The organism is Cellulomonas olei, from assembly GCF_039548315.1.
In the GTDB taxonomy this organism is placed as follows: Bacteria; Actinomycetota; Actinomycetes; order Actinomycetales; family Cellulomonadaceae; genus Cellulomonas.
This window is the reverse complement of record NZ_JBCLVN010000001.1, coordinates 175,040-196,699: the sequence shown is the minus strand read 5'-3', so window position 1 is coordinate 196,699 and position 21,660 is coordinate 175,040. Positions and strand designations below refer to the sequence as shown.

Annotated in this window: 15 protein-coding genes and 1 tRNA gene; 10 read left to right on the top strand and 6 right to left on the bottom strand. The window is 74.4% G+C overall.

Annotated features, from left to right (window positions below; all coding sequences use genetic code 11):
- A partial coding sequence (locus tag AAHH18_RS00870) for an MFS transporter (protein ID WP_343300215.1) occupies positions 1-681 on the bottom strand: 681 nt, incomplete at its 3' end.
- A gap of 149 nt (positions 682-830) precedes the next feature.
- On the opposite strand from AAHH18_RS00870, the gene AAHH18_RS00865 reads away from it, so the two are divergent.
- From AAHH18_RS00865 to AAHH18_RS00845, 5 genes are all read left to right on the top strand, one after another.
- Positions 831-2,681 (top strand): MBL fold metallo-hydrolase, encoded by a 1,851-nt coding sequence (locus tag AAHH18_RS00865; RefSeq protein WP_343300214.1) that lies wholly within the window; start codon positions 831-833, stop codon positions 2,679-2,681.
- Between the two features lie 22 nt (positions 2,682-2,703).
- Positions 2,704-3,753 carry a LacI family DNA-binding transcriptional regulator gene (locus AAHH18_RS00860; RefSeq protein ID WP_343300213.1) on the top strand — a complete coding sequence of 350 codons (1,050 nt, stop codon included), beginning with the start codon at positions 2,704-2,706 and terminating at the stop codon, positions 3,751-3,753.
- Positions 3,754-4,484: 731 nt separating this feature from the next.
- Positions 4,485-5,831 carry an ROK family protein gene (locus tag AAHH18_RS00855; protein ID WP_343300212.1) on the top strand — a complete coding sequence of 449 codons (1,347 nt, stop codon included), beginning with the start codon at positions 4,485-4,487 and terminating at the stop codon, positions 5,829-5,831.
- Positions 5,824-6,405, top strand: a complete 582-nt coding sequence (locus AAHH18_RS00850) for a D-sedoheptulose-7-phosphate isomerase (protein ID WP_343300211.1) — start codon at positions 5,824-5,826, stop codon at positions 6,403-6,405. The genes AAHH18_RS00855 and AAHH18_RS00850 overlap by 8 nt, the downstream gene beginning before the upstream one ends.
- 31 nt (positions 6,406-6,436) lie before the next feature.
- Positions 6,437-8,458, top strand: a complete 2,022-nt coding sequence (locus AAHH18_RS00845; RefSeq protein WP_343300210.1) for a hypothetical protein — start codon at positions 6,437-6,439, stop codon at positions 8,456-8,458.
- A 73-nt stretch (positions 8,459-8,531) separates the two neighbouring features.
- On the opposite strand, the gene AAHH18_RS00840 is transcribed toward AAHH18_RS00845, so the two are convergent.
- The 3 genes from AAHH18_RS00840 to AAHH18_RS00830 form a co-directional block, all read right to left on the bottom strand.
- Positions 8,532-9,506: a carbohydrate ABC transporter permease gene (locus AAHH18_RS00840; protein ID WP_343300209.1), complete on the bottom strand. Its 975-nt coding sequence runs from the start codon at positions 9,504-9,506 to the stop codon at positions 8,532-8,534.
- The gene (locus AAHH18_RS00835; RefSeq protein ID WP_343300208.1) at positions 9,506-10,480 is read right to left on the bottom strand and encodes a carbohydrate ABC transporter permease; all 975 of its coding nucleotides are present in this window, start codon (positions 10,478-10,480) and stop codon (positions 9,506-9,508) included. The genes AAHH18_RS00840 and AAHH18_RS00835 overlap by 1 nt, the downstream gene beginning before the upstream one ends.
- A gap of 223 nt (positions 10,481-10,703) precedes the next feature.
- Positions 10,704-11,591, bottom strand: coding sequence for a Sir2 family NAD-dependent protein deacetylase (locus AAHH18_RS00830; RefSeq protein ID WP_459349052.1), 888 nt, complete (start codon positions 11,589-11,591; stop codon positions 10,704-10,706).
- Between the two features lie 132 nt (positions 11,592-11,723).
- Between AAHH18_RS00830 and AAHH18_RS00825 the strand changes: the two genes are divergently transcribed.
- Positions 11,724-11,810, top strand: a tRNA-Ser gene (locus AAHH18_RS00825).
- A 105-nt stretch (positions 11,811-11,915) separates the two neighbouring features.
- Here AAHH18_RS00825 and yidD read toward each other — a convergent pair.
- Positions 11,916-12,194 carry a membrane protein insertion efficiency factor YidD gene (yidD, locus tag AAHH18_RS00820; RefSeq protein ID WP_343300207.1) on the bottom strand — a complete coding sequence of 93 codons (279 nt, stop codon included), beginning with the start codon at positions 12,192-12,194 and terminating at the stop codon, positions 11,916-11,918.
- A 146-nt stretch (positions 12,195-12,340) separates the two neighbouring features.
- Here yidD and AAHH18_RS00815 point away from each other — a divergent pair, with 146 nt between their 5' ends.
- Positions 12,341-12,730: an aldehyde dehydrogenase gene (locus tag AAHH18_RS00815; RefSeq protein WP_343300219.1), complete on the top strand. Its 390-nt coding sequence runs from the start codon at positions 12,341-12,343 to the stop codon at positions 12,728-12,730.
- A gap of 16 nt (positions 12,731-12,746) precedes the next feature.
- Here AAHH18_RS00815 and AAHH18_RS00810 read toward each other — a convergent pair whose 3' ends face one another.
- The gene (locus tag AAHH18_RS00810) at positions 12,747-12,998 is read right to left on the bottom strand and encodes a nuclease (protein WP_283318954.1); all 252 of its coding nucleotides are present in this window, start codon (positions 12,996-12,998) and stop codon (positions 12,747-12,749) included.
- A 737-nt stretch (positions 12,999-13,735) separates the two neighbouring features.
- On the opposite strand from AAHH18_RS00810, the gene AAHH18_RS00805 reads away from it, so the two are divergent.
- From AAHH18_RS00805 to AAHH18_RS00795, 3 genes are read left to right on the top strand one after another with little or no spacing between them, the layout of a single operon-like run.
- A complete protein-coding gene (locus tag AAHH18_RS00805) occupies positions 13,736-14,449 on the top strand; it encodes a hypothetical protein (RefSeq protein WP_343300206.1) in 714 nt (237 codons plus the stop codon).
- Entirely contained in the window at positions 14,446-21,210 is a 6,765-nt protein-coding gene (locus AAHH18_RS00800) for a DUF6531 domain-containing protein (protein ID WP_343300205.1), read from the top strand. The genes AAHH18_RS00805 and AAHH18_RS00800 overlap by 4 nt, the downstream gene beginning before the upstream one ends.
- Positions 21,210-21,563: a hypothetical protein gene (locus tag AAHH18_RS00795; protein ID WP_343300204.1), complete on the top strand. Its 354-nt coding sequence runs from the start codon at positions 21,210-21,212 to the stop codon at positions 21,561-21,563. The genes AAHH18_RS00800 and AAHH18_RS00795 overlap by 1 nt, the downstream gene beginning before the upstream one ends.
- Positions 21,564-21,660 lie beyond the last annotated feature (97 nt).

Genomic DNA, 21,660 nt, shown 5'->3' with positions numbered 1-21,660 from the left:
GTCGCCCGGTCCGGACGCGACGCCGCCGTCGTCCCGCCGCGCCGCGACCCACACCCCGGCGGCGACCACCGCCGCGGCCGCGGCGACCACGGGCACCGCCGCCCCCGCCGCCCCGAGGGCTGCTGCGAGCCCGGCGCCGGCCATCGTGCCGAGCCCGCGGACGGCGCCGGCCCGCGCGATCCAGCCGACGCGCTCCCGCTCCGACCCGGAGTCCGCCACCAGCCGCACCTGCGTCGCGGGCCCGGCCGCCGCGACCGCGGTGCCGAACACCAGGCCGCGGGCCACCAGGAGCGCCACCCAGCCGGGAGCCGGCGCGAGCGTCCCGGTGACCGTGAGCACGGCGGCGACGCCGAGCGTGCCGAGGGCGCCGGCCACCGCCGCGGCCAGCAGCACCGGCCGGGGTCCGGCGGCGTCCGCGCGGCGCCCCCACCAGGGGCTGGTGAGCACCACGACCGCCGCGGAGGCGGACGTGACGACGCCCGCCTGCCAGTCCGCGAGCCCGAGCAGCCGGGAGGTCGCGGGCAGGGCGGCGGCGGTGGCGGCCTGCGCGACGACGACGGCGAACAGCGTCGCGAGCGCGGCGGTGCCCGCGCGGGACGGGGTCAGGGCCGCGCGAGCGGGTGCGGAGCCGGCCACCGCGGGGCGGGTCGCGGGCGGCGGGTCGCTCGGGCTCGACGACACGTCAGGCACTGTACCGACCACCCGGACCGGGACAACCCCGGCTATCCGGGCCATCGGGTCGACCCGGACGAGCGGCGCGGATCGGGTGAAACCGCCCCTGAGCAGCGCTTCTCTTGTCCCGCCCGGTCTGGAATCGATACCATAACCGCATGACCCCCGTCACCGAGGTCGCTCCCGGGGTGTTCCGCATCGCGGACACGTGCCAGGTCTACGTCGTGCGCGCCGAGCAGCCCGCACCCGACGGCACACGCACCGCGGTGGCCGTCGACTTCGGGTCCGGCACCGTGCTCGACCACCTCGCCGAGATGGGCGTGGACCGCATCACCGACGTGCTCATGACGCACCACCACCGGGACCAGGGCCAGGGGCTGCCGCGCGCCGTCGCCGCCGGCATCGCCGTGCACGTCCCGCCGGTGGAGCGCGACCTGTTCGAGCACGTCGACGAGATGTGGCGGACCCGACCCGTCGTCAACGACTACAACCTGCGCCAGGACCGGTTCTCGCTGCTGGAGCCCGTGCCCGTCGCCGACGTCGTCCCGGAGTACCGGGTGCGCGAGTACGGCGGGGTGGCCGTCCAGGTGGTGCCGACCCCCGGCCACACGACCGGCTCGGTGACGTACGTCGTCGAGCGCGCGGGCCGGCGCCTGGCGTTCACGGGGGACCTCGTCTACGCGCCCGGCAAGGTGTGGTCGCTCGCCGCGACGCAGTGGTCGTACACGGAGAACGAGGGGCCGGCGATGACGGTCCTGTCCTGCTACCTGCTGATGGACGAGCGGCTCGACCTGCTGCTGCCCTCGCACGGCGCCCCCATGGACGACCCGCAGCACGCGCTCGGGCTGCTCGCCTCCCGCATGCGCGGCTACGTCGACTCCCGCCGCCCGCAGCCGTGGGACCTGCGCACCCGCCTGACCGAGCCGTTCCAGCGCATCACCGAGCACTTCCTGCTCAACGTGTCGTCCAACGCCTGCTCCTACGTGCTGGTGTCGCGCGACGGCGCCGCGCTGCTCATGGACTACGGCTACGACATGACGACGGGGCTGCCGACGGGCACCGACCGCGCGTCCCGCCGGCCCTGGCTCGCGTCCCTGCCCGCGCTGCGCCGGGACCACGGCGTCACGGACGTCGAGGTGGTGCTGCCCACGCACTACCACGACGACCACGTCGCGGGCATGAACCTGCTGCGCGAGGTCGAGGGCACGCAGATCTGGGCGCCGGAGAACGTCGCGCCGGTGCTCGAGGAGCCGCTGCGGCACGACCTGCCCTGCCAGTGGTACGACCCGATCCCGGTGGACCGCGTGCTGCCGCTGGGGGAGACGTTCCGGTGGCACGAGTACGAGATCACGGTGCACGAGCTGCCCGGGCACACGCTGTACGCCGCGGCGTTCGAGGTCGAGGTCGACGGCGTGCGGGTGCTCGTCACCGGCGACCAGCAGGACGGCCTCGGCATCCCCGGCCACCGCCGCGAGATCCTCAACTACCAGTACCGGAACCTGTTCCGCATCACCGACTACCGGGACTCGGCGGCGCTCTACCGGCGGATCGCCCCCGGCGTCATGGTCTCCGGGCACTGGGAGCCGCGCTGGGTCGACGAGGCGTACCTCGACATGCTCGCGCAGGAGGGCGACGAGCTCGTGCAGATCCACCACGACCTGCTGCCGCTCGACGAGTACGACCTGGGTGCCGACGGCCGGCTGGCGCACATCGCGCCGTACCTGTCGCAGGCGCGCGCCGGCGAGCCGGCACGGTTCACCGTGACCGTCCGCAACCCGACCCGCGCGGACAGCAAGGCCACGGTGCGGCCGGTGCTGCCGCTAGGCTGGCGCGCGCACCCCGACGAGGTCGTCGTCGCCCTCCCGCCCGCCGGGACGGCCGATGTGGACCTCGAGGTGGTGCCCACGGGCCCCGGGGCACGGCGCCGTCGGCTCGCCGTCGACGTCAGCATCGGGGACCTCCGGCTGGGTCAGCACGCCGAGGCTCTCGTGGACGTGACGGGGGACTGAGGACGACGCTCGAGGAGCACGCATGGACGCCGTCGCGCAGGGGACGCGGGGCCCGGTGACCGCCGGGCGTCGCGCGACGATCAAGGACGTGGCCGAGGCGGCCGACGTCTCGCGCTCCACGGCGTCGCGCGCACTCACCGGCCGCGGCTACGTCGCCCCGGCCGTGCGGGACCGCGTGCGCCGCGCCGCGCAGACGCTCGGCTACGTGCCCGACGCGATGGCCCGCAACCTCCGCCAGCAGGTCAGCCGCTCCATCGGCGTCCTGGTGTCCGACCTGCGCAACTCGTTCTACGCCGACCTCGCCGCCGGCGTCAGCCAGCAGTCCCGCCGCCGCGGCTACGCGATGATGCTCGCCGACGACAACGGGTCGGTCGAGGCCGAGCTGGAGGCCGCCGAGACGTTCGTGGCGCTGCGCGTCGCCGGCGTCATCCTCACGCCGCTGTCCGTCGAGGTCACCGAGTACCTCGCCCGCCACCGCATCCCCGTCATCGAGGTCGACCGGCAGTTCGCCGAGGGCGCCTGCGACGCCGTGGTGGTCGACAACAAGTCCGCCGCCGAGCGCGTCACCGCCGGGCTGCTCGCGCAGGGCCACCGCCGCGTCGCCCTGCTCATCGACGAGATGGACTGGACGACGGGCCGCGACCGCCTGGTCGGGTACCGCTCCGCGTTCCTCGCGGCCGGCATCCCGCTGGACGACCAGCTCGTGGTCCGCGGCGGCTGGGACGTCGGGGCCGCGCAGGGCGTCGCGCACGAGCTGCTCGGCTCGCCCGACCGGCCCACCGCGGTGTTCGCCGCCAACAACGTGCTCGCCGAGGGCGTGTGGCGCGCCGCCCAGGGCCTCGGGCTGCGCATCCCCGAGGACCTCAGTCTGGTGTCGTTCGACGACGCCCCCTGGATGACGATGGTCCGGCCCGGCGTCACGGCCGTGGCGCAGGACGCGGTCGCGCTCGGCGAGGCCGCGGTGGCGCAGATGCTCGACCGCATCCAGAGCCCCGAGTCGCCCGTGCGGACCGTGATGCTCTCCGCCGCCGTCGCCGAGCGCGGCTCGACGGCCCCGCCCGCCGCCGTCTGAGCCGGTCCCGCCCCCGGGCGGCACAGGACCCGCCCCCGGGCGGCACAGGGCCCGTGCGCGGGCGGTGCCGGGCCCGTGCCCGGGCGGTGCGGGGGCCCCCGTGCGCGGGCGGCGCGAGGCCCGGGCGTGCGGGAGGCTGACGCCCAGAGGTGCCACCCATCCCGTCGGAGGCTCCGAACGCGATCGGAGACTCCCGCGCGGGATCGGAGACCTCCCCGGACCCCTCCGATCCCGCGCGGACACCTCCCACCACGGGGGGAACCTCCGAACCCCCGTCGGAGGCTCCGACCGCGACCGGAGACTCCCGCGTGTCATCGGAGACCTCCCCGGACCCCTCCGATCCCGCGCGGACACCTCCCACCACGTGGGGAACCTCCGAACCCCCGTCGGAGGCTCCGACCGCGAACGGAGACTCCCGCGTGTCATCGGAGACCTCCCCGGACCCCTCCGATGGCGCGCGGACACCTCCCAGCACGTTGGGAGCCTCCGAACGGGCGGAGGGTGAGGGGGCCGTGCCGGCTGGACTCGTTCCCATGCTGACGTCGCAGGCCGGACCGCCTCCCTGGCCGCATCGCCGCCCCGTGGCTTGACGGTCGATCAGGCATCCTCCTATGCTCGTTCTGGAATCGATCCCAGGCCGGATCGGCTGCACAGGAGCCGCCGAGCCGCCGCCGGGGTCCCGCGCTCGACGCCTGCCGCGTCGCGCGCCGTCGGGGGTCTGGAGGACGTGCATGACGACGGATCGACCGCTCGCGCCTGCCCGCACGGCGCAGGTCGCCCGCGACGCGGCACCAGGCCCAGCGGCGGCCGCGGCACCCGCGCCGGGGGCCTCGCGCGCGGCCGGCGCTGAGCCCGTCCTGGCGCTCGACATCGGCGGCACCAAGCTCGCGGTCGCGGTCGTCACCGCCGACGGCGCCGTGCACGGCCTGCGCATCCGGCCCACCCGGCGCGAGGAGGGCCCGCAGGCCGTCATCCGCCGGCTGTTCGACATGGGCCACGAGGCGGTCGCCGAGGCCGGGCTCGGTCCCGTCGGCGCGGTCGGCATCGCGTGCGGCGGCCCGCTCGACGCCCCCGCCGGCCTGCTGCAGTCCCCGCCGCACCTGCCGGGCTGGGACGACATCCCGATCGGCCCGCTGGCGTCGCAGGAGTTCGGCGTCCCGTTCGCGCTCGAGAACGACGCGACGGCCGCCGCGGTCGCGGAGCACCGCTACGGCGCGGGCCGCGGGCTGCGCTCCCTGGTGTACCTCACGGTGTCGACGGGCATCGGCGGCGGCGTGATCCTCGACGGGCGGCTGCACCGCGGTGCCGCGGGCAACGGCGGCGAGCTCGGCCACATCACCGTACGGCGGGGCGGGCGCGCGTGCTCCTGCGGTCGAGACGGCTGCATCGAGGCCTACGCCTCCGGGACGTCGATCGCGCAGCGCGCCCGGGAGGCCCTGGCCGCGGACCCCGGCTCGACGCTGGCCGGGCTGCCCGCGGTCACCGCCGCCGACGTCAGCGCGGCCGCCGCGGCGGGGGACCCGCTCGCCCGGGGGCTGTGGGACGAGACGACCGACCTGCTCGGCTGCGCCGTCGCCGACCTGGTGAACGTGCTGGAGCCCGAGCTCGTCGTGCTGGGCGGCGGCGTCACCCGCTCCGGTGCGATGCTGCTGGACCCGGTGCGGGACCTGGTCGCCCGTGAGGCGATGCCGCCCGCCGCCCGCGCCGCGACCGTGACGCTCGCGGCGCTCGGGGACGTGGTGTGCGTGGTGGGCGCCGGGGCGATCGCGCTCGACGTGCTGCCGGCCGCAGCCCCGCCCGCTGCCGGTGCCGTCGGCGATGCCGCCGCGCCCACGACCGCCGCGCCCACGACCGCCGCGCCCACGACCGCCGAGCCCACGACCGCCGAGCCCACGACCGCCGCGCCCACGACCGCCGCGCCCACGACCGCCGCGCCCACGACCGCCGCGCCCACAACCGCCGCGCCCACGACCCCCGCGCCCACAACCGCCGCGCCCACAACCACCCCGCCCACCTCCGCCGGGCACCCGTCCGCCGGCCCCCCGCCCCCCACCGCCCCGGAGGCCGCTCGTGTCTGACTGGCTGCAGGCCCACCTGACCGCGCACACCGACGTCGCCCACGCGATGTCGGGCCTCGCGGAGCAGATCCGCGCGACGGGCGAGCTGGTGCGCGACACGTTCGCCGCCGGCGGCACGCTGTACACGTTCGGCAACGGCGGCAGCGCCGCGGACGCCCAGCACCTCACCGGGGAGCTGGTCGGCCACTACAAGCGCGACCGCCGTCCGCTGCCCGCGGTGACGCTGAGCACCGACCCGACGTCCATGACCTGCATCGCGAACGACTACGCCTACGACGACGTGTTCGCCCGCCAGGTGCAGGCGCTCGCGCGGCCGGGGGACCTGGTGGTGGCGTTCACGACCAGCGGCCGGTCTCCGAACGTCGTCGGCGGGCTGGCGGCGGCGCGGGCGAACGGCGCGACCACCCTGCTGCTGGCCGGCGGCGACGGCGGTCCGGCGCGGGAGCACGCCGACCACCTGCTGCTCGTCCCGTCGGCCACCACCCCGCGCATCCAGGAGATGCACACCTTGGTGCTCCACGTCATCAGCGAGATGGTGGACGCCTGGGCCGCCGACGAGGCGCCCACCGCCTGACCGCGTCCCCCGAGACGAGAGGAACCGCGCCGTGGACGAGGGTGTCCTGCTGCGACCCGCGGGGACCCGGTGGCCGGGCGGCGACGCGCCCGTCGTGGGCACCGTCCCGCACGTCGTCGAGGTCGTGGCCCCGGACGGCACCGTCACCCCGGTGCCCCCGACGTCGTCCCCCGGCCCGGGGGCGGTCGCCGGCGAGGCGGCGGGGTTCCGCGCCACGGCGTGGTGGTCGCCGCCGAGCGCCACCGGTCGCGTGGACGTGCGGCTCGACGTCGAGCACCGCGGCGCGGTCGAGCGGGACGCGTGCCTGCGCGTCCGCGTGCTGCTGCCCGCCGCCCCGCACCCGCCGTGGTGGCTGGTGCCGGGCGCGTTCTACGGCGAGAACCGGCCGGTCGGCTGCGAGCGGGCGTTCCCGCGGTTCGAGGTCGGCGCCGACGACCCGGCCGGCATGGTGAGCGACCACTGGGAGCTGCGGGCGGACCGCGCCGCGACCCCGGCGGTGCTCGCGTGGGCCGGCCCGGGGGGCGTCGCGCTGCTCGCGCCCGAGACGACGCCGCTCGGCATGACGGGGCTCGGCCTGGCGCACGACGCGGCGACCGGGGTCGGCAGCATCCACCTCACGTTCCCGTTCCGGGAGGGGCCGGTGTCGTACACGGGGTCGGCCACGCCCGCCCCGGCGGAGGTCACGACGCACCGCTGGGCGCCCGGCGAGCGGGTGTCGCTGCGGTTCGCCGTGCACCCCACCGGCCCGGACCGCCACGCGTACGCGGCCGTCCTGCGGGAGGAGCACGAGCGGACCCGCGCCGGCTCGCCGCTCGCGCCGTGGGTGGGCGTCGACGAGGCGGCCGACCTCGCCGCCGAGGGCCTGCACCGCTGGCACTACGCCGAGCCGGGCGTCCTGCTGGAGACCGTCGGGTTCGACCGCGAGGTCAGCGGCCGCGACGGCCTGACGGTGGACCGGCAGGCCATGCACGTCGGCTGGGTCAGCGGCATCCCGTGGGCGCACGCCCTGCTCGCGCACGCCCGCCGCCGCGGCCGCCCGGACGTCGGCGCCGCGGCCGCCCGCGTCATCGACTTCATCTGCGAGAACCTCGCGCCCTGCGGCACGTTCTGGGGCGTCTGGTACGCCGAGCACGGCTGGTCGCAGTCGTGGTCGCACACCAGGGGCGCCCTGCACTCGCGGACGCTGGCCGAGGCGGCGCAGTTCCTGGCGCGCGCGCTCGAGCTCGGGGCGGACGTGCGCGCCGCGCACCCGCGGTGGGAGGCGGCGCTGCTGTCGAACCTCGACGCGGTGGTGCGCCGGCAGCGCGCCGACGGCAACCTCGGCTCCGCCCACCACGCGCAGACCGGGGAGGTGCTGTCCTGGGAGGGCGCCGCGGGCCTGGCGTGGGTCGGGGCGCTCGCGGAGGCCGGACGCTGGGACGGCCCCGGTGGCGGCGACGGCGCGTACCTCGCGGCCGCGGTGCGCGCGGGGGAGTACTACGCGCAGTTCGTCGACCGGGAGTTCCTGCACGGCGCACCGGAGGACGTCGACCTCGCGCCGACGTCCGAGGACGGGTACGTGGCCGTCATGGCGTACGTCGCGCTGCACCGCCGCACCGGTGACCCGCGCTGGCTGGACCTCGCGCGCCGCGCGGCCGACTGGATGCTGACGTTCCGGTACTCGTACAACACGCGGTTCCCCGCGGGCACGATGCTGGAGCGCTACGGCTTCGCGACCCGCGGCGCCGACAACGCCTCGCCGTCCAACCAGCACCTGCACGCGTACGGGCTGGTGTGCACGGCCGAGCTCGCGGAGCTGTCCGGGGCGCTCGGGGACCCCTGGTACGCCGAGCGCGCCGCCGAGACGCTCGCGTGCTTCCGGCAGATGGTCGCGCGGTTCGACGGCGACATGAACGCCTACCGCGGCATGACGTCCGAGCGGTACTACCAGACCGCGTGCTTCCAGCCGAAGGGCATGCTGCTCACGCTGTCGCACGCCTGGACGACCGGGGTGCTGCTGCTGGCGTGCGAGCAGGTGCTGGCGCGCCCGGGGCTGCTGCCCGACCCGGTCTGAGCGACCGCGTGCACGACGCGAGGGCCGGGTCGCCGTGTGCGCGGCCCGGCCCTCGTCGTCGGTGCGGCGGGTGTCAGCCCTTGCGGCCCTGCGTCGCCACACCCTCGATGAAGTAGCGCTGCCCGAAGGCGAACAGCGCCAGCATCGGCAGCGTGACCAGCAGGGAGGCGACCATCACGTACTGGTAGTCGCCCTGCCCGCCGGCGGTCGGCGAGTACTTCGTCATCGCGTACGCGATGCCGAGCGGCGCCGTGAACTCGTCCGGGCTGCCGGCGTTGAGGTAGATCAGCGCGGCCTGCAGGTTGTTCCAGGACGCCTGGAACTCGAACAGCAGCACGATGATGAACGACGGCACCGACAGCGGGAACGCGATCCGCCAGTACGTCCGCCACTGGTTCGCGCCGTCGATGCGCGCGGCCTCGAACAGCTCCCGCGGCAGGCCCAGGTAGAACTGCCGCTGCAGGAAGATGTAGAACGCGGACCCGAACAGGTTCGCGCCGAACAGGGGGACCCAGGTGCCGAGGAACCCGAGCTCCTTCCAGATCAGGTAGATCGGGATCATCGTGACCGCGCCGGGCAGCATCATCGTGGCGAGCACGAGACCGAACAGCGGGCCGCGCAGCGGGAACCGGAAGTGCGCGAACCCCCACGCGACCAGCGAGGACGACACGGCGACGCTCACGGCCGCCAGCACGGCGATGCCGATGCTGTTGACCATCCAGCTGCCCAGCGGCAGCTCGTCGAAGACGCGGACGTAGTTGTCCCAGTGGAACGTCGTGGGCCACAGCGAGTTGTCGAACACCTGCCCGCGGCCCTTGAGGCTGGCGGCGAGCAGCCACGCGAACGGGTACAGGAACACCAGGGAGATGACCGCGAGCGCCGCGAGGACCACGCCGCGCCGGATGCGGCGGCCGGTGCGCCCGCCACCGCGGACCTCGCTGGGTGCGGGCCCGGTCGGGTCGATGGGGCGGTCGCCCTGCCCGGCGGCGTCCTCGGGGAGGCCGGGGACCTGGCGGACGGGCGTGTTCGTGGTGCCGGTGCTGGCCATCAGTCCTTGCCCCCCTCGTAGTAGACGAACCGGTTGCCGAACTTCATCTGGATGGCCGTGATCGCCATGATGATCACGAAGAGCAGCCAGGCCATCGCGGCGGCGAACCCGAAGTTGAACTGCCGGAACGCCTGCTGGAACAGGTAGATCGCGTAGAACAGCGAGGCCTCGGGGGAGGCGTTCGACTGGTCGCGCCAGAACAGCAGGTACGCCTGGTCGAACACCTGGAACGCGGCGATCGACAGCACGATCACGTTGAAGAAGATGGCGCTCGAGATCATCGGCAACGTGATGTTGCGGAACCGCTGCCAGACGCCGGCGCCGTCGAGCTCCGCGACCTCGTAGAGCTCGCGGGGGACGTTCTTCAGGGCGGCCAGGAAGATCACCATCGTCCCGGAGACGCCCCACAGCGTCATGAGCACGATGGACGGCTTGATCCACGCCGGGTCGACGAGCCACTGCGGCCCCTCGATGCCGAAGATCCGCAGGAACTGGTTCAGCGCCCCGGTGTTGCCGTTCAGCAGCAGGAAGAACACGGCGGCGGTCGCCACGGCGGGCGTCATCTTGGGCAGGTAGTACACCGTGCGGAAGAACCCGGCGCCGCGACCGGCCTGGTTGAGCAGCGAGGCGAGGCCCAGCGCCACCAGGATCTCCAGCGGCACGGCGAGCACCGCGTAGAACAGCGTGTTGCCGAGCGCCGTGGCGACGCGCGGGTCGGTGAACAGCTGCGCGTAGTTCTCGAAGCCCGCCGGGCGGGCCGTGTTCGTGGCCAGGTTGTAGTGGCTGAACGAGATCACGAGGCTGTAGACCATCGCCCCGGCCGTGAAGATCAGGAACCCGACGATCCACGGCGAGATGAACAGGTAGCCGGCCAGCGCCTCGCGCTTGTTGTAGGGCACCTTGTCCCGCCGCTTGCGCGGGGCCCGGGTCGAGCGCGCGACCACCGGGGCGGCGTCGGCTCTGAGCTGCGTCATCGGGGCCTCCAGTCGACCGATATCGCCGGTCGAGGCCTGCCCCTGCTCCGTTGCCCGGCGATGTGGCAACGATGCCACATGCCGCGACTATAGGGCGCAGGGGGTGCTGCCGCAAGACACCGGCCGGAGCCCGCGGGCTACCTCACGGGCGCTGTCGGGGGCAGCGTGGCACGAAGCGCGGGACCCCACGACCGGAGCGGCCACCGCGCCCCGGACCCCGGCGTCAGAGCCGCGCCGCGAGCTCCGTCAGCGCCTCCGACGCGCCCTCGTCCAGCGTCAGCGTCGCCAGCGGGTCGCCCCGCGTGGCCCCCCGGTTGAGGATCACGACCGGCTTGCCCGCGGCCGCCGCGTGCCGCACGAACCGCAGCCCCGACTGCACCGTCAGCGACGACCCCGCCACTAGCAGCGCGTCCGCCTCGTCCACCAGCGCGTACGCCTCGGCCACCCGCGGGGCCGGCACCGTCTCCCCGAAGTACACGATGTCCGGCTTCAGCATCCCGCCGCACGGCCCGTCGCCCCCGTCCGGATCCGGCAGCCAGCAGTCCACGACCCGGAAGTGCGCGGTCCGCTCGACCACCGCGTCCGCGTCCGGCGCGATCTCCACGTCGCCCACGGCCCCGACCGACTCCGCGAACCCGGGGTTCGCCGCCTCGAGCCGCTCCGCCAGCTCCGCGCGCGACACCGTGCGCCCGCACCGCAGGCACACCACCCGGTCGTACCGGCCGTGCAGGTCGATCACCCGCCGCGACCCCGCCTGCTCGTGCAGCAGGTCCACGTTCTGCGTGATCACCCCCAGCACCACGCCGTGCGCCTCCATCGACGCCAGCGCGCGGTGCCCCGCGTTCGGGTGCGTCCGGTGCACGTACCGCCACCCCACGTGGTTGCGCGCCCAGTAGTGCCGCCGGAACGCCGCGTCCCCCACGAACTGCTGGTACGTCATCGGGTTGCGCGGCGGCGAGTCCGGCGACCGGTAGTCCGGGATCCCCGAGTCCGTCGACAGCCCCGCGCCCGTCAGCGCCGTCACCCGGCTGCCCCGCAGCAGCGCCACCACGTCGTCCACCGTCCCCGGGTTCGGCCGCACGTCGTCGTGCGCCGGCACCGGCAGACGCACCGGCGGCGCCGGCGTCACGGGCGGGAGGGGCAGCGCGGGGGCGGGGGGCACGGGGTCCGGGGACGTCACGGGTCCACGCTACGTCCGCCGATGCGGGAGTTCGTCCCGGCATCCGGTAGTCTCTCCTGCCGAGGTAGCGTGTCCGAGCGGCCTAAGGAGCACGCCTCGAAAGCGTGTGTGGGTGAAAGTCCACCGTGGGTTCAAATCCCACCGCTACCGCTCGAGAGGAGCTGACGACGCTCAGCCCCTCGCAGTGACGACACCCCCGCCGGGTCCCCGGCGGGGGTGTCGTCGTCCCGAGGGTGGGTCGCCGGGTGCGGGCCGTCAGAACCGGAACGGGATGGGGATGCCGCCGCAGCAGCACACCCCCCGCACGTCGGACTGGGCCAGCATCGCCGCCGCCTGGTAGCAGGCGACGAACCGGGCCGCCGCCGGGCGGACGCCCCGCAGCGCCCCGCGCGCGACGACGGTCCGGCGGATCTCCTCGGAGCAGGACGTGCCGCCGTGCGCGACGCGGTGCGCGCACGCGTAGCCCTTCCGGGGCGAGATCCAGCGCTGGTAGACCCGGATGAGGCGGTCGGCGACGACGGAGGCGGGGCTCATCGCGTCACGGTAGGCGGCGTCGGTGCCGCGCGCGCGACGAGCGCTCAGCCCGCCCCCGACCACTGGTCGCCCTGCGCGCCCCCGGCGTAGCGTCGTGCGTGCCGGAAGCACCAGCCGATCGCACGAGAGGTGGCACTGCCGTGAGCATGATGATGGACATGATGAAGTCGATGCCGGCGGGCACGACGGGGATGGACATGACCGCGATGCAGCCGTGCATCGAGGCGTGCTCGGCCGCCGCGATGGCGGCGACGATGTGTGCCGACGCCGACGCCGGGGAGAGCATGGGCCGGTGTGCGTCCATGTGCGCCAGCACCGCGGACGTGGCGACCACGACGATGCGGATGATGATGCGGCCCGCGGGCTACGACATGACCGTGATGTCGGCGATGATGCAGGCCTGCGTCGCGATGGGCGAGGCGTGCGCGGCGGAGTGCGAGATGCACGCGTCCATGTCGGAGCACTGCCGGATCTGCGCGCAGGCCTGCCGGGCGATGGTCGACGCGTGCCGGTCGATGATGTCCTCGATGGCCTGACGCGCGGCGGGGACCGCTAGACCGACGGGCGGGCGGCGTACCAGACGCCGCCCACCGCGAGCAGCCCGGCGACCGGGTGCACCGCCACCGGCTCCCCGGGCTGCGGCGTCGCGCGCGTCGTGAGCGCGTGCAGCCCGCCGTCGAGCAGGGCGACCGTCACCTGGGCCTCGCCCTGCTCGACGACGAGGCCGTCGCGCCAGGCGCTGGGCGAGGCGGAGGCGACGACCTCCTGGATGGGGAGGACGTCGACGCGGGTGTGCTGCGGCACTTCAGGCTCCTGGGGTCCGGCGGGTCGTGCGGTGCGGGTGCGCTCACGCGCCGGGACCGGGTGGACCGGGGCGGGGCGCGGCTGCTGCGGGATGACGCGGGCCCGGCCCGGGGCGCGCCTCAGGCGCGGGCGGGGGGCCGCTGGGACGTCAGCGACACATTCGACAGCGGCACCGCACCGTCGGCACGGCGACGGACCCCGCGGGGAGCGGGGTCGCGTGGGCGTGCCGGACGGCGGACATGGCGACGAGTCTGAGCAGGCCCGGAGGACGTGTCAAGGGTGATCGTCGCCCCCCGCACGGCGTCGCTGGTCAGGGCCGCGAGCGCCCCGCGGGCGCCGTCCGGGGCGTGGACGCACCCGGTGGCTCCGCGCGCCGGAACTCGGGCGGCCGACCTGAGCGCCCCGACAGCGACGAGCTGGCCGAGTCGGCCAGGTAGGTGCCGGGCCGGTGAGGCCGCGAGCACTCAGCGGCGCCGGGCGACTCCACCTGGTCACCGGGCTCCTGCCACTCAACTCTCGCGCTCGCGCACCTGAAGGCTGTCAGACGGCTGCGGCTGGGTGGTGCGCGCCCCTAGCGTCTCGACCCCGGTGGCCCGAGCCCGGTCCGCTGCTCGCCTCCAGGGGAAGGCCCGTGCCGCGTGCGCTCGTTCCGTCATCTGCTGTCCGCCGCTGAGGGACCACGGGCAGCTGCCGGTGCTGCGCCGGTCACGCGGGACTCGTCTCGGACGAGGGCGCTCGTGACCGCTGGCGTCGTGCTCCTCGCCCTGGCCGCCGTCGCCGCGTTCGCGGCCACGGCGGCACCGGACGGGCCTGGCAGCCGGGCGGCGGCGCACGTGCTCCCGGGGCTGGAGCGCACCGGGACGCCCCTGGCGCAGCTGGGGTTCGTCTCGCTGGCAGGCACGGGCCTCATCGACCGCACCGCGTGGGCGGACGTCGACGAGGACGGCGTCGCGGACCGCGTCGAGGAGGCGCTGTGCGGGTCGGCCACGTGCGCGGTCCCGTGGGCGGACGTCGACGGGGACGGTGTCCCGGATGCGGTGGACGTCGTGGTGTGCGGGACCGCTGGCTGCGTGGACGCCCGGGTCGACGCGGACGCCGACCAGATCCCCGACTTCGTGGGCGTGCTGCTGTGCGGGGAGGTCGGGTGCTCGGCCGGGACGCTGCGCGGCGACGTCGACGGCGACGGCGTGGAGAACTGGGTCGAGGCGCTGATCGCCGGGGACGCCACGGGGGCCACCGGTCAGGAGGACCTGGACGGGGACGGCATCGCGGACGAGGCGGCGCTGATGGAGTGCCTGCGTCTGGTCGACAGGCTGGCGATGACCGGTGCCGAGGCGTGGTGGCTGCTGGCCGCTGCGTGCGCCGCCGGTGGGGCGGGGCTGGTGCTGCGCGGGTGGCGTGACCTGCGCGTGGAACGGGACGGGACGTCGTCGGAGGGGGTGGCGGCGTGAACACCACCCGCACGAGCAGCAGGGTCCGCGCGGTCGGCCGCGGTGTCGAGGTGGCGTTGGCCCGGTGGGCAGGGCGAGGCGTGGTCGCCGCCGTGGCCGCGGGCGCCCTGGTCGCGGTGATGCTGGTCCCCGCGGAACCCTCGGCGGCGCACCAGCAGGCGCAGGCCGCGGCGGAGGTGCTGGCGTGGGCGCGTTCGAACGCCCCCGCCGCGACCACCGCCACCGACCCCGCTCCCGACCCGCAGCCCCGGCCCGCTCCTGACCACACCGGCGACGCCCAGGCGCCGGTGTGGGGGACCGGCGCCGTCACGCCGGGTGCGGGTGGGCAGGTCACCGGCGACGTGGCCTCGGTCGAGTTCTCGGGCCACGGACTGACCGCACCGGTGGATGTGATCGTCACGGCCCTGGACGACGCCGTGGCGGCGACGGCGGCCGATGGGGACACCACCGTCGTCCTCGCGCCGGGTTTCGATGTGACGGCACTCGACCCGGACGGCGAGCAGGTCACCGCGTTCCCCCACGACTCCCCGGACGCACCGGCGCCCGGCACTGCCGCGGCAGCTCGTCGAGCGGGTGCCTCCGGGCTGCCGGTGACGCAGGCCGAGGACGGCTCCACGCTGATCGGCGGGCTCCCCGTGGGGCAGGCGCCGCACCCGGACGCGGCGAACCTGGACGCCGGGCTGGGTGAGGCGATGGCCGGCGACGACGGCGAGACCACGCCGGGCGTCCGGATCGAGGTGCAGGTCGCGCCGACCGAGCTGGACGGCATCCGTCCCGGGTCGGTGCGGTTGATGACCCGTGAGTCCGACGCCGACCCGTGGACCGTCGTCCCGTCGTACCTCGACGCCGCGCGGTCGGTGGTGGTGGCCGAGCTGGACCACCTGTCGCAGTTCGTCGTCATCGGCGGCAAGGACCTCGGCGACCCACGCCCGCGCGTCGTGCTCGACCCGGACAACGACCGGGCGTTCGCGAACTCCCCGGGTCCGCGCGTGACGGAGGTCGGGTACAACGTCGCCCTCGCGAACCAGGTCGCGGCCCGACTCACCCAGACCTGCAACGCCGACGTCGTCGTCACCCGCACCACTCCGATCCCGGACCTGGGGCGCGACATTCGGGCGGGGATGGCGGTCGCCCACCACCCGGACCTGACCGTGACGTTCGGGTTCAACGGCAACGACGGGGACGCGTGGGGGAACGTCGGCAACGGTGGGTCCGAGGTGTACTCGCGCGGCGGCGGCCTCGACGAGCAGGCCCGCGCCACGATGCTGAACGTCCTGCCCGTCTACACCGGTCGCCCGGCGAACCCGAAGTCGCGGGTCAACCTGACCTACCCCGAGTACGCGGGCCTTCCGGGCGCCCTGATCCACCTCGAGGCGCTGTTCCTCGACCACAACTTCGACCGGCCCGTCATCGACAACGGGTTCTCCTTCATCGTCGACGGGGTCTTCACCTCGCTGGGCCTCCAGCTGGAGAACCAAGGGTTCGACTGCTCGGACCCCGACCGCGGGGGCGGGTGGCCGTCACCGCCGTCGGCGGCGCAGGTCGCGACGTGGATGCAGCTGGGGTTCAAGAACTACGCCGCCTACGGCGCCGACCCCGTCAGCTTCGCCACCGGCAACCTGGTCGAGCTCGAGGACCTGTTCCACCTGACCGGCCCCGGCGGGTCGGACACGCAGATCGCGCTGATCCACAACTCCCAGGACGGGCGGGTCAGCCGGTTCGGGGCCGGGTGGACGAGCGACCTGACCGCGAGGGCCCAGCGGTTCGCCGACGGGTCTGTCATGGTCGTGCGCGGCGACGGCGCGTCGTTCGTCTTCACGCCCGACGGGACCGGTGGGTACAGCGCGGACCCCAATACCGGGGCGGCCCTGGCCGAGGCCGGCAGCGGGCAGCTGGTCCTGACCGTGGACGATGGCACCAGGTGGCGGTTCGACACGTCCCATCCCGAGGGCGTCGGGGACGTGGTCGAGCGCCGCGACCCCACCGGCGCGGTCACCCGGTTCGAGTACGCGCCACTGTCGGGGGACCCGTTGTTCCGCTCGCTGACCGCCGTGGTGCTGCCCGGCGACCAGCGGATCGCCGTGGAGTCCGACGCGCGCGGGCTCGTGACGGCGCTGACCGCACCCGACGGGAGGGCCTGGCGGCTGGGGTACGACGACGCCCTCGACCTGCGCACGATCACCCTGCCTGACGGGCGCGTGCGCGGCTTCGACTACGACACCGCCCACCGGATCACGGTCGCCCGGGACGCCGCGGGAGCGGTGTACCTGACGAACAGCTACGACGCGGCCGGCCGTGTGGTGTCCCAGGGGGACGGCGTCGGTGGGACGCGCACCTTCGCGTACCGCACGGGCGGGACGGACTACACCGACGCCGCCGGGTCCGTCTGGCGGTACCAGGTCGACGCGCGGTCCCGGGTCACCGGGTTCACCGACCCCCTCGGGCACACCACCAGAGTGGAGTACGGGGCGCTCGACGCACCGACCGCCGTGGTCGGCCCCGACGGGGAACGCATCACCTACGAGCTGGACGCCCAGGGCCGGCCCACAGCCGTCGACGTCCCCGGGACTGGTGCGACGGAGCTGGTGCTCGACGAGCTCGGCCGGGTCACGCAGGTGACCGCACCTGGCGCCGGCGGTGCCGCCGTGACGACCCGCATCGAGCGGGACGGGGCGGGGCGGCCCACCCAGGTGCAGCACCCCGACGGGGTGGTCGAGGTCACGCGGTACGACGCCGCCGGTAACCCTGTCGCGTTCACCGATGCCGCCGACGAGACCTGGACGGCGACATTCGACGCCCGCGGGAACCAGACGTCGAGCACCGATCCGCTCGGGCGGACCACGACGTTCGCCTACGACGCCGGCAACCGCCTGACTGCCCGCACTCTGCCCTCCGGCGCCACCTGGGGATACGGGTACGACGCGGTGGGGCGTCTGGTGTCGGAGACCGACCCCACCGGGGCGGCCACCACCTACGGGTACGACGCGAACGACAACCTCACCCGGATCACCGATCCCACCGGGGCCGTGACCCGCCAGACCTGGGACACCGGCCGGCGCCTGACCCGTGTCACCGACCCGAACGGCGGGGTGACGACGTACGCCTACAACGGCGAGGACGTCGTGGTGCGCGAGACCGACCCGACCGGTGCGACGACCGCATACACCCTCGACGCCGCGCACCGGGTGGTCGCTGTGACCGATCCGAACGGCGGAGTCTGGGAGCGGACCCTCGACGAGTCCGGCAACGTGGTCGCCCAGACCGACCCGGGCGGCGGGGTGTCGACCTGGGAGTACGACCAGGGCGGGCGGCTCATCGCCCAGAGTGATCCCGACGGGGTCGTCACCGCCTTCGCCTACGCCCCGGGTGGCGGGCTTCTGGAGACCCGCGACGCGGCCGGTGCCACGACGACGTTCACCTACGACGCCGCAGGCCGCGTCGTCGCCGAGTCCGGTCCGGCCGGGACGACCCGGTACGCCTACGACGCGGTCGGACGGCTCATCGCGACCACGGACCCGGCGGGGCGCACCACCGAGGTCGCCGTCGACGCCGCCGGGCAGGTCACGGCCGTCACCGACCGGACCGGAGCCACCACGGCTTTCGAGTACGACGCAGACGGTCACCAGGTCGCGACCCTGGACGCCGACGGTGTGCGCCAGACCGGGAACCTCGACCTCGCGGGGAGGGTCCTGGCCGCCGGTGTCGAGGGCGGCGCGGTGCGGGAGTACACCTACGACGCCGCTGGTCGGGTGACCGCCGAGACCGACGGCCTGGGTGCCGCCACGGCGTACTCCTACGACCCGGCCGGGCAGCTGATGGGGGTCACCGACCCGACCGGCTCCGTCACGACGTTCGCCTACGACGGTGCGGGGAGGCAGACCGCGACCACGGACCCCGACGGGGTGGTGACCGCGTACTCCTACGACCGGGCCGGGCAGCTCGTCGAGGTCGTGCAGAACGCCACCGGCACAGGCGACGCCTCCGATGACGAGAACGTCACCACCACGTACGCCTACACCCCCGTCGGGGACCTGTCGCAGGTCACTGGCCCGCGCGGCGCCGTGACCAGGTACGCCTACACCCCCGGTGGGCGGCTCGTGGCCGAGACCGATCCGCTGCGCCACACCTGGACCTCCGCCTACGACGACGCGGGACGGCTCGCGCGAGAGACGGACCCGGACGCCCGGACCGTCACGTACGCGTACGACGACGCGGGACGGGTCCGGTCGGTGGAGTACACCCAGGGCCGTCGTGCGGCGCGTGCCGCCCGTGACGAGCCGCTGCGGGTCGAGCTGGAGTACGACGCCACCGGGAACGCGATCGCGATGACCGACCCCACGGGCGTCACCGGGTGGACCTACGACGCCGAGGGCCGCCGCACCGCCCAGCGGACCGTCGCCGGCACGGTGAGCACCGCCTACAGCGCTGCGGGCCGTCAGGTCAGCCTGACCACCCCCGACGGGACGACGCAGACGTGGGCGCACGACGCCGCAGGCCGCGTGGCCGAGCAGGGCACCCCGGCCGGGGTCATGACCTACGCGTACGACCAGACCGACCAGGTCACCGCGATCAGCCGCACCAACGCGGACGGCACGCCCGGCCCGATGACCGCCTTCGCCTACGATCCCGCGGGGCGCACCACCGGCATCCGCCACCGCGTCACCGAAGTCGACCCGTTCATCGCGCCCGAGCCCGGCGAGGTGGCGCTGACGTGCGACACCTGCCTGCCGGGGCCGGACTACCTCGCCGGACGCACCCTGCCGGGGACCGGCACATCCGGGTCCGGGGTCTGGGACATCCAGATCGACCAGACGTACACGCCCACCGGCCACGTCGCCACGCGCACCCGTGTCGACGCGGGCGGACGGACCCTGTCCGGTGCGTACACCTACGACCCGCTCGGGCGGCTGACCGGCGGCACCGAGACCGACCGGATCCCCGGTCCTGAAGCCACCGACGAGGCGGAGGCGTGGGACCTCGCGCAGGTCCCCGCGGTGCCGGCTCCGCGCGCGCCGGACACCCCCGCGGCCTCGGACGCCGGATCGGGCGAGACGGCTCCCGAGACGCCGGCCACGCAGCTGACGTACGCCTACGACGCGGCCGGCAACCGCACCGCCGCTAGGGCCACAGGCCCGGACGGGACCACCCGTACCCGGGCTGCGGTCTTCGACCAGGCGGACCGGCTCACCCGCACCACCGACACCACCACGCAGCAGGACGACGGCGCCGACGTCCTGTCCGGGCTGATGGCAGCCGCCCGGGGCGGGTCGGTGACCGAGTACCGGTACGACGAGGCGGGCAACCGCACCCGCGAGGCCACGACCCCGGCCGGCGGGGGCCTTCTCACCGCGGGAACGTTCGTGCGCGACTACGTCTACGGGCCGGACGGGCGCCTCGGACAGGTCACCGACCTGGACCGGACCGTCGCGTTCACCCGCGACGGCCTTGGGCGCACGGTGACCACGACGACGGCGACCGAGTTCGTGACGCACACCGCCACCGCGACGTGGGACGGGTTGACCCAGGTCGCCACCACCGACGACCAGTTCGGCACCACCACGTACGCGCGGGATGTGACCGGGGACCTCGCGGTCCAGTCGTCGGCCCGGACGGCGACGACGGGTGGCGTGGGGAACAACGACCCGACCGTCCTGCCCGGCGGGGTGACGTCCGGGGCGGTGTGGGAGCTGACGGACGCCCTCGGCTCCGTGATCGCCCAGGCGGTGGGGGACACGATCACCCAGGTCGCCTCCTACGACCCGTGGGGCGACGCCACTACCCGCACCGCGGGGTGGGACGCCGATCACGGGTACACCTCCCAGACCGCCGACCTCGGGCTCGGTGAGGTGTGGTTCTACGCGCGCACGTTCGACCCGACCACCGGGACGTTCACGACCCAGGACGCCTGGGAGGGACTCCTCACCGCCCCCGGCACCCTCAACGCCTACGCCTACGTCCTTGCCGACCCGCTGACCACAGTCGACGTGCTCGGGTACTGGCCGGACTGGCTGGACGACGTGAACTGGCGCGAGGTCGGGGGAGCCGTCGCAGGCGTGGCCGCGGGTATCGCGGTGGGCGTCGCTGTCGGCGCGTGCATCGCCGCGACCGCCGGGATCTGCGGTGGCGTGGTCGCGGGTGTCGCGGTCGCGGTTGCCGGCGGTGCTGCAGCCGGAGCAGCCGGGGCGGCAGCCAGCTACGCCGTCACCGGGAGCAACGGGCAGTACTCCTGGGGCGGCTTCGGCACGCAAGTCGGCCTCGGAGCCGCCGTCGGGGCAGCAACCGGCGGTCTCGGCTACGGGGTGACGTCGGGGCTGCGAGCGGTGGGTAACCGCATCGCCGCAGCACACCGGGCAGCGCAAGCTCAGCGTGCAGCCCAGGCCGCCGCGAGGCGCAATCCGAGCGGACGGTCGACCGTGGGTCGGTCGAGCCAGGTGACGTCTGGATCTCACGCCACCCAGGCGCCACCGAAGGCGTCGGGCGCCTCGGCTGCTACCTTCACGGATGATGCCATCGCTTACGCGATGACACCTCAGAGATACGGGCACATCTTCCGTGCTAAACACCTTCTGGGTCCCGTGTTGGCACGTGCGGGCTCCGAGCGAGCGCTCCTGCGTGCTGTGATCGGCACCGTTCGCCCGTCTCTACCCGCTCGAGGTCCGTTCGCGCGAATCGTGCGGGTCTACGGCTACCAACTCGAAGTGCGAGGCTCCGTGATGGAGGGACGGCTCCTAATCGGGAGCATCTTCCGGAAGGGGAAGTGATGGCTCCTCGATTGCTCTCTACGCAACGAGCCATCGCGTTGATTGAGCGCGCCCGTGAACTGCTCGGGTCCGAATCCATGTCCCCTTATTCGGGCATCTCCGAGGTGGTGCAGGAAGAAGTCTCAACCTTCGCTCGGCTCGGCCCCGACGACTCTTCTGTTCAGCGGCCTGTTCCGGCCGATAGCCAGCTTTTCTGTGGGCACGATGACTCTGGATTTCCGATGGGCGAGTTGATTTTCTGGGTCAAGGACACCGGAGAGGTCGGCGAAATCGAGCTGGTCTGGTACTCCAACGACCTGCCGGACGAATGGCCGTCTGCTGCTGATTTGTGGGTGTCGGCGAAGCGGCTGTGAGGAGGCGCCGCTTTTCGCGGTCTGGGTGCGGCGACGTCGGATGACGCCCGGTGTGGGGGCGATGGACCGGAGCATGGGCCCCGGCGTCGTCGCTGAA

Bases quoted from the DNA above. Each gene is read 5' to 3' on its own strand.
- AAHH18_RS00855 (WP_343300212.1), top strand. From the start codon at position 4,485: ATGACGACGGATCGACCGCTCGCGCCTGCCCGCACGGCGCAGGTCGCC.
- AAHH18_RS00860 (WP_343300213.1), top strand. From the start codon at position 2,704: ATGGACGCCGTCGCGCAGGGGACGCGGGGCCCGGTGACCGCCGGGCGT.
- AAHH18_RS00815 (WP_343300219.1), top strand. From the start codon at position 12,341: ATGATGATGGACATGATGAAGTCGATGCCGGCGGGCACGACGGGGATG.
- AAHH18_RS00840 (WP_343300209.1), bottom strand. From the start codon at position 9,506: ATGGCCAGCACCGGCACCACGAACACGCCCGTCCGCCAGGTCCCCGGC.
- yidD (WP_343300207.1), bottom strand. From the start codon at position 12,194: ATGAGCCCCGCCTCCGTCGTCGCCGACCGCCTCATCCGGGTCTACCAG.
- AAHH18_RS00795 (WP_343300204.1), top strand. From the start codon at position 21,210: ATGGCTCCTCGATTGCTCTCTACGCAACGAGCCATCGCGTTGATTGAG.
- AAHH18_RS00865 (WP_343300214.1), top strand. From the start codon at position 831: ATGACCCCCGTCACCGAGGTCGCTCCCGGGGTGTTCCGCATCGCGGAC.
- AAHH18_RS00835 (WP_343300208.1), bottom strand. From the start codon at position 10,480: ATGACGCAGCTCAGAGCCGACGCCGCCCCGGTGGTCGCGCGCTCGACC.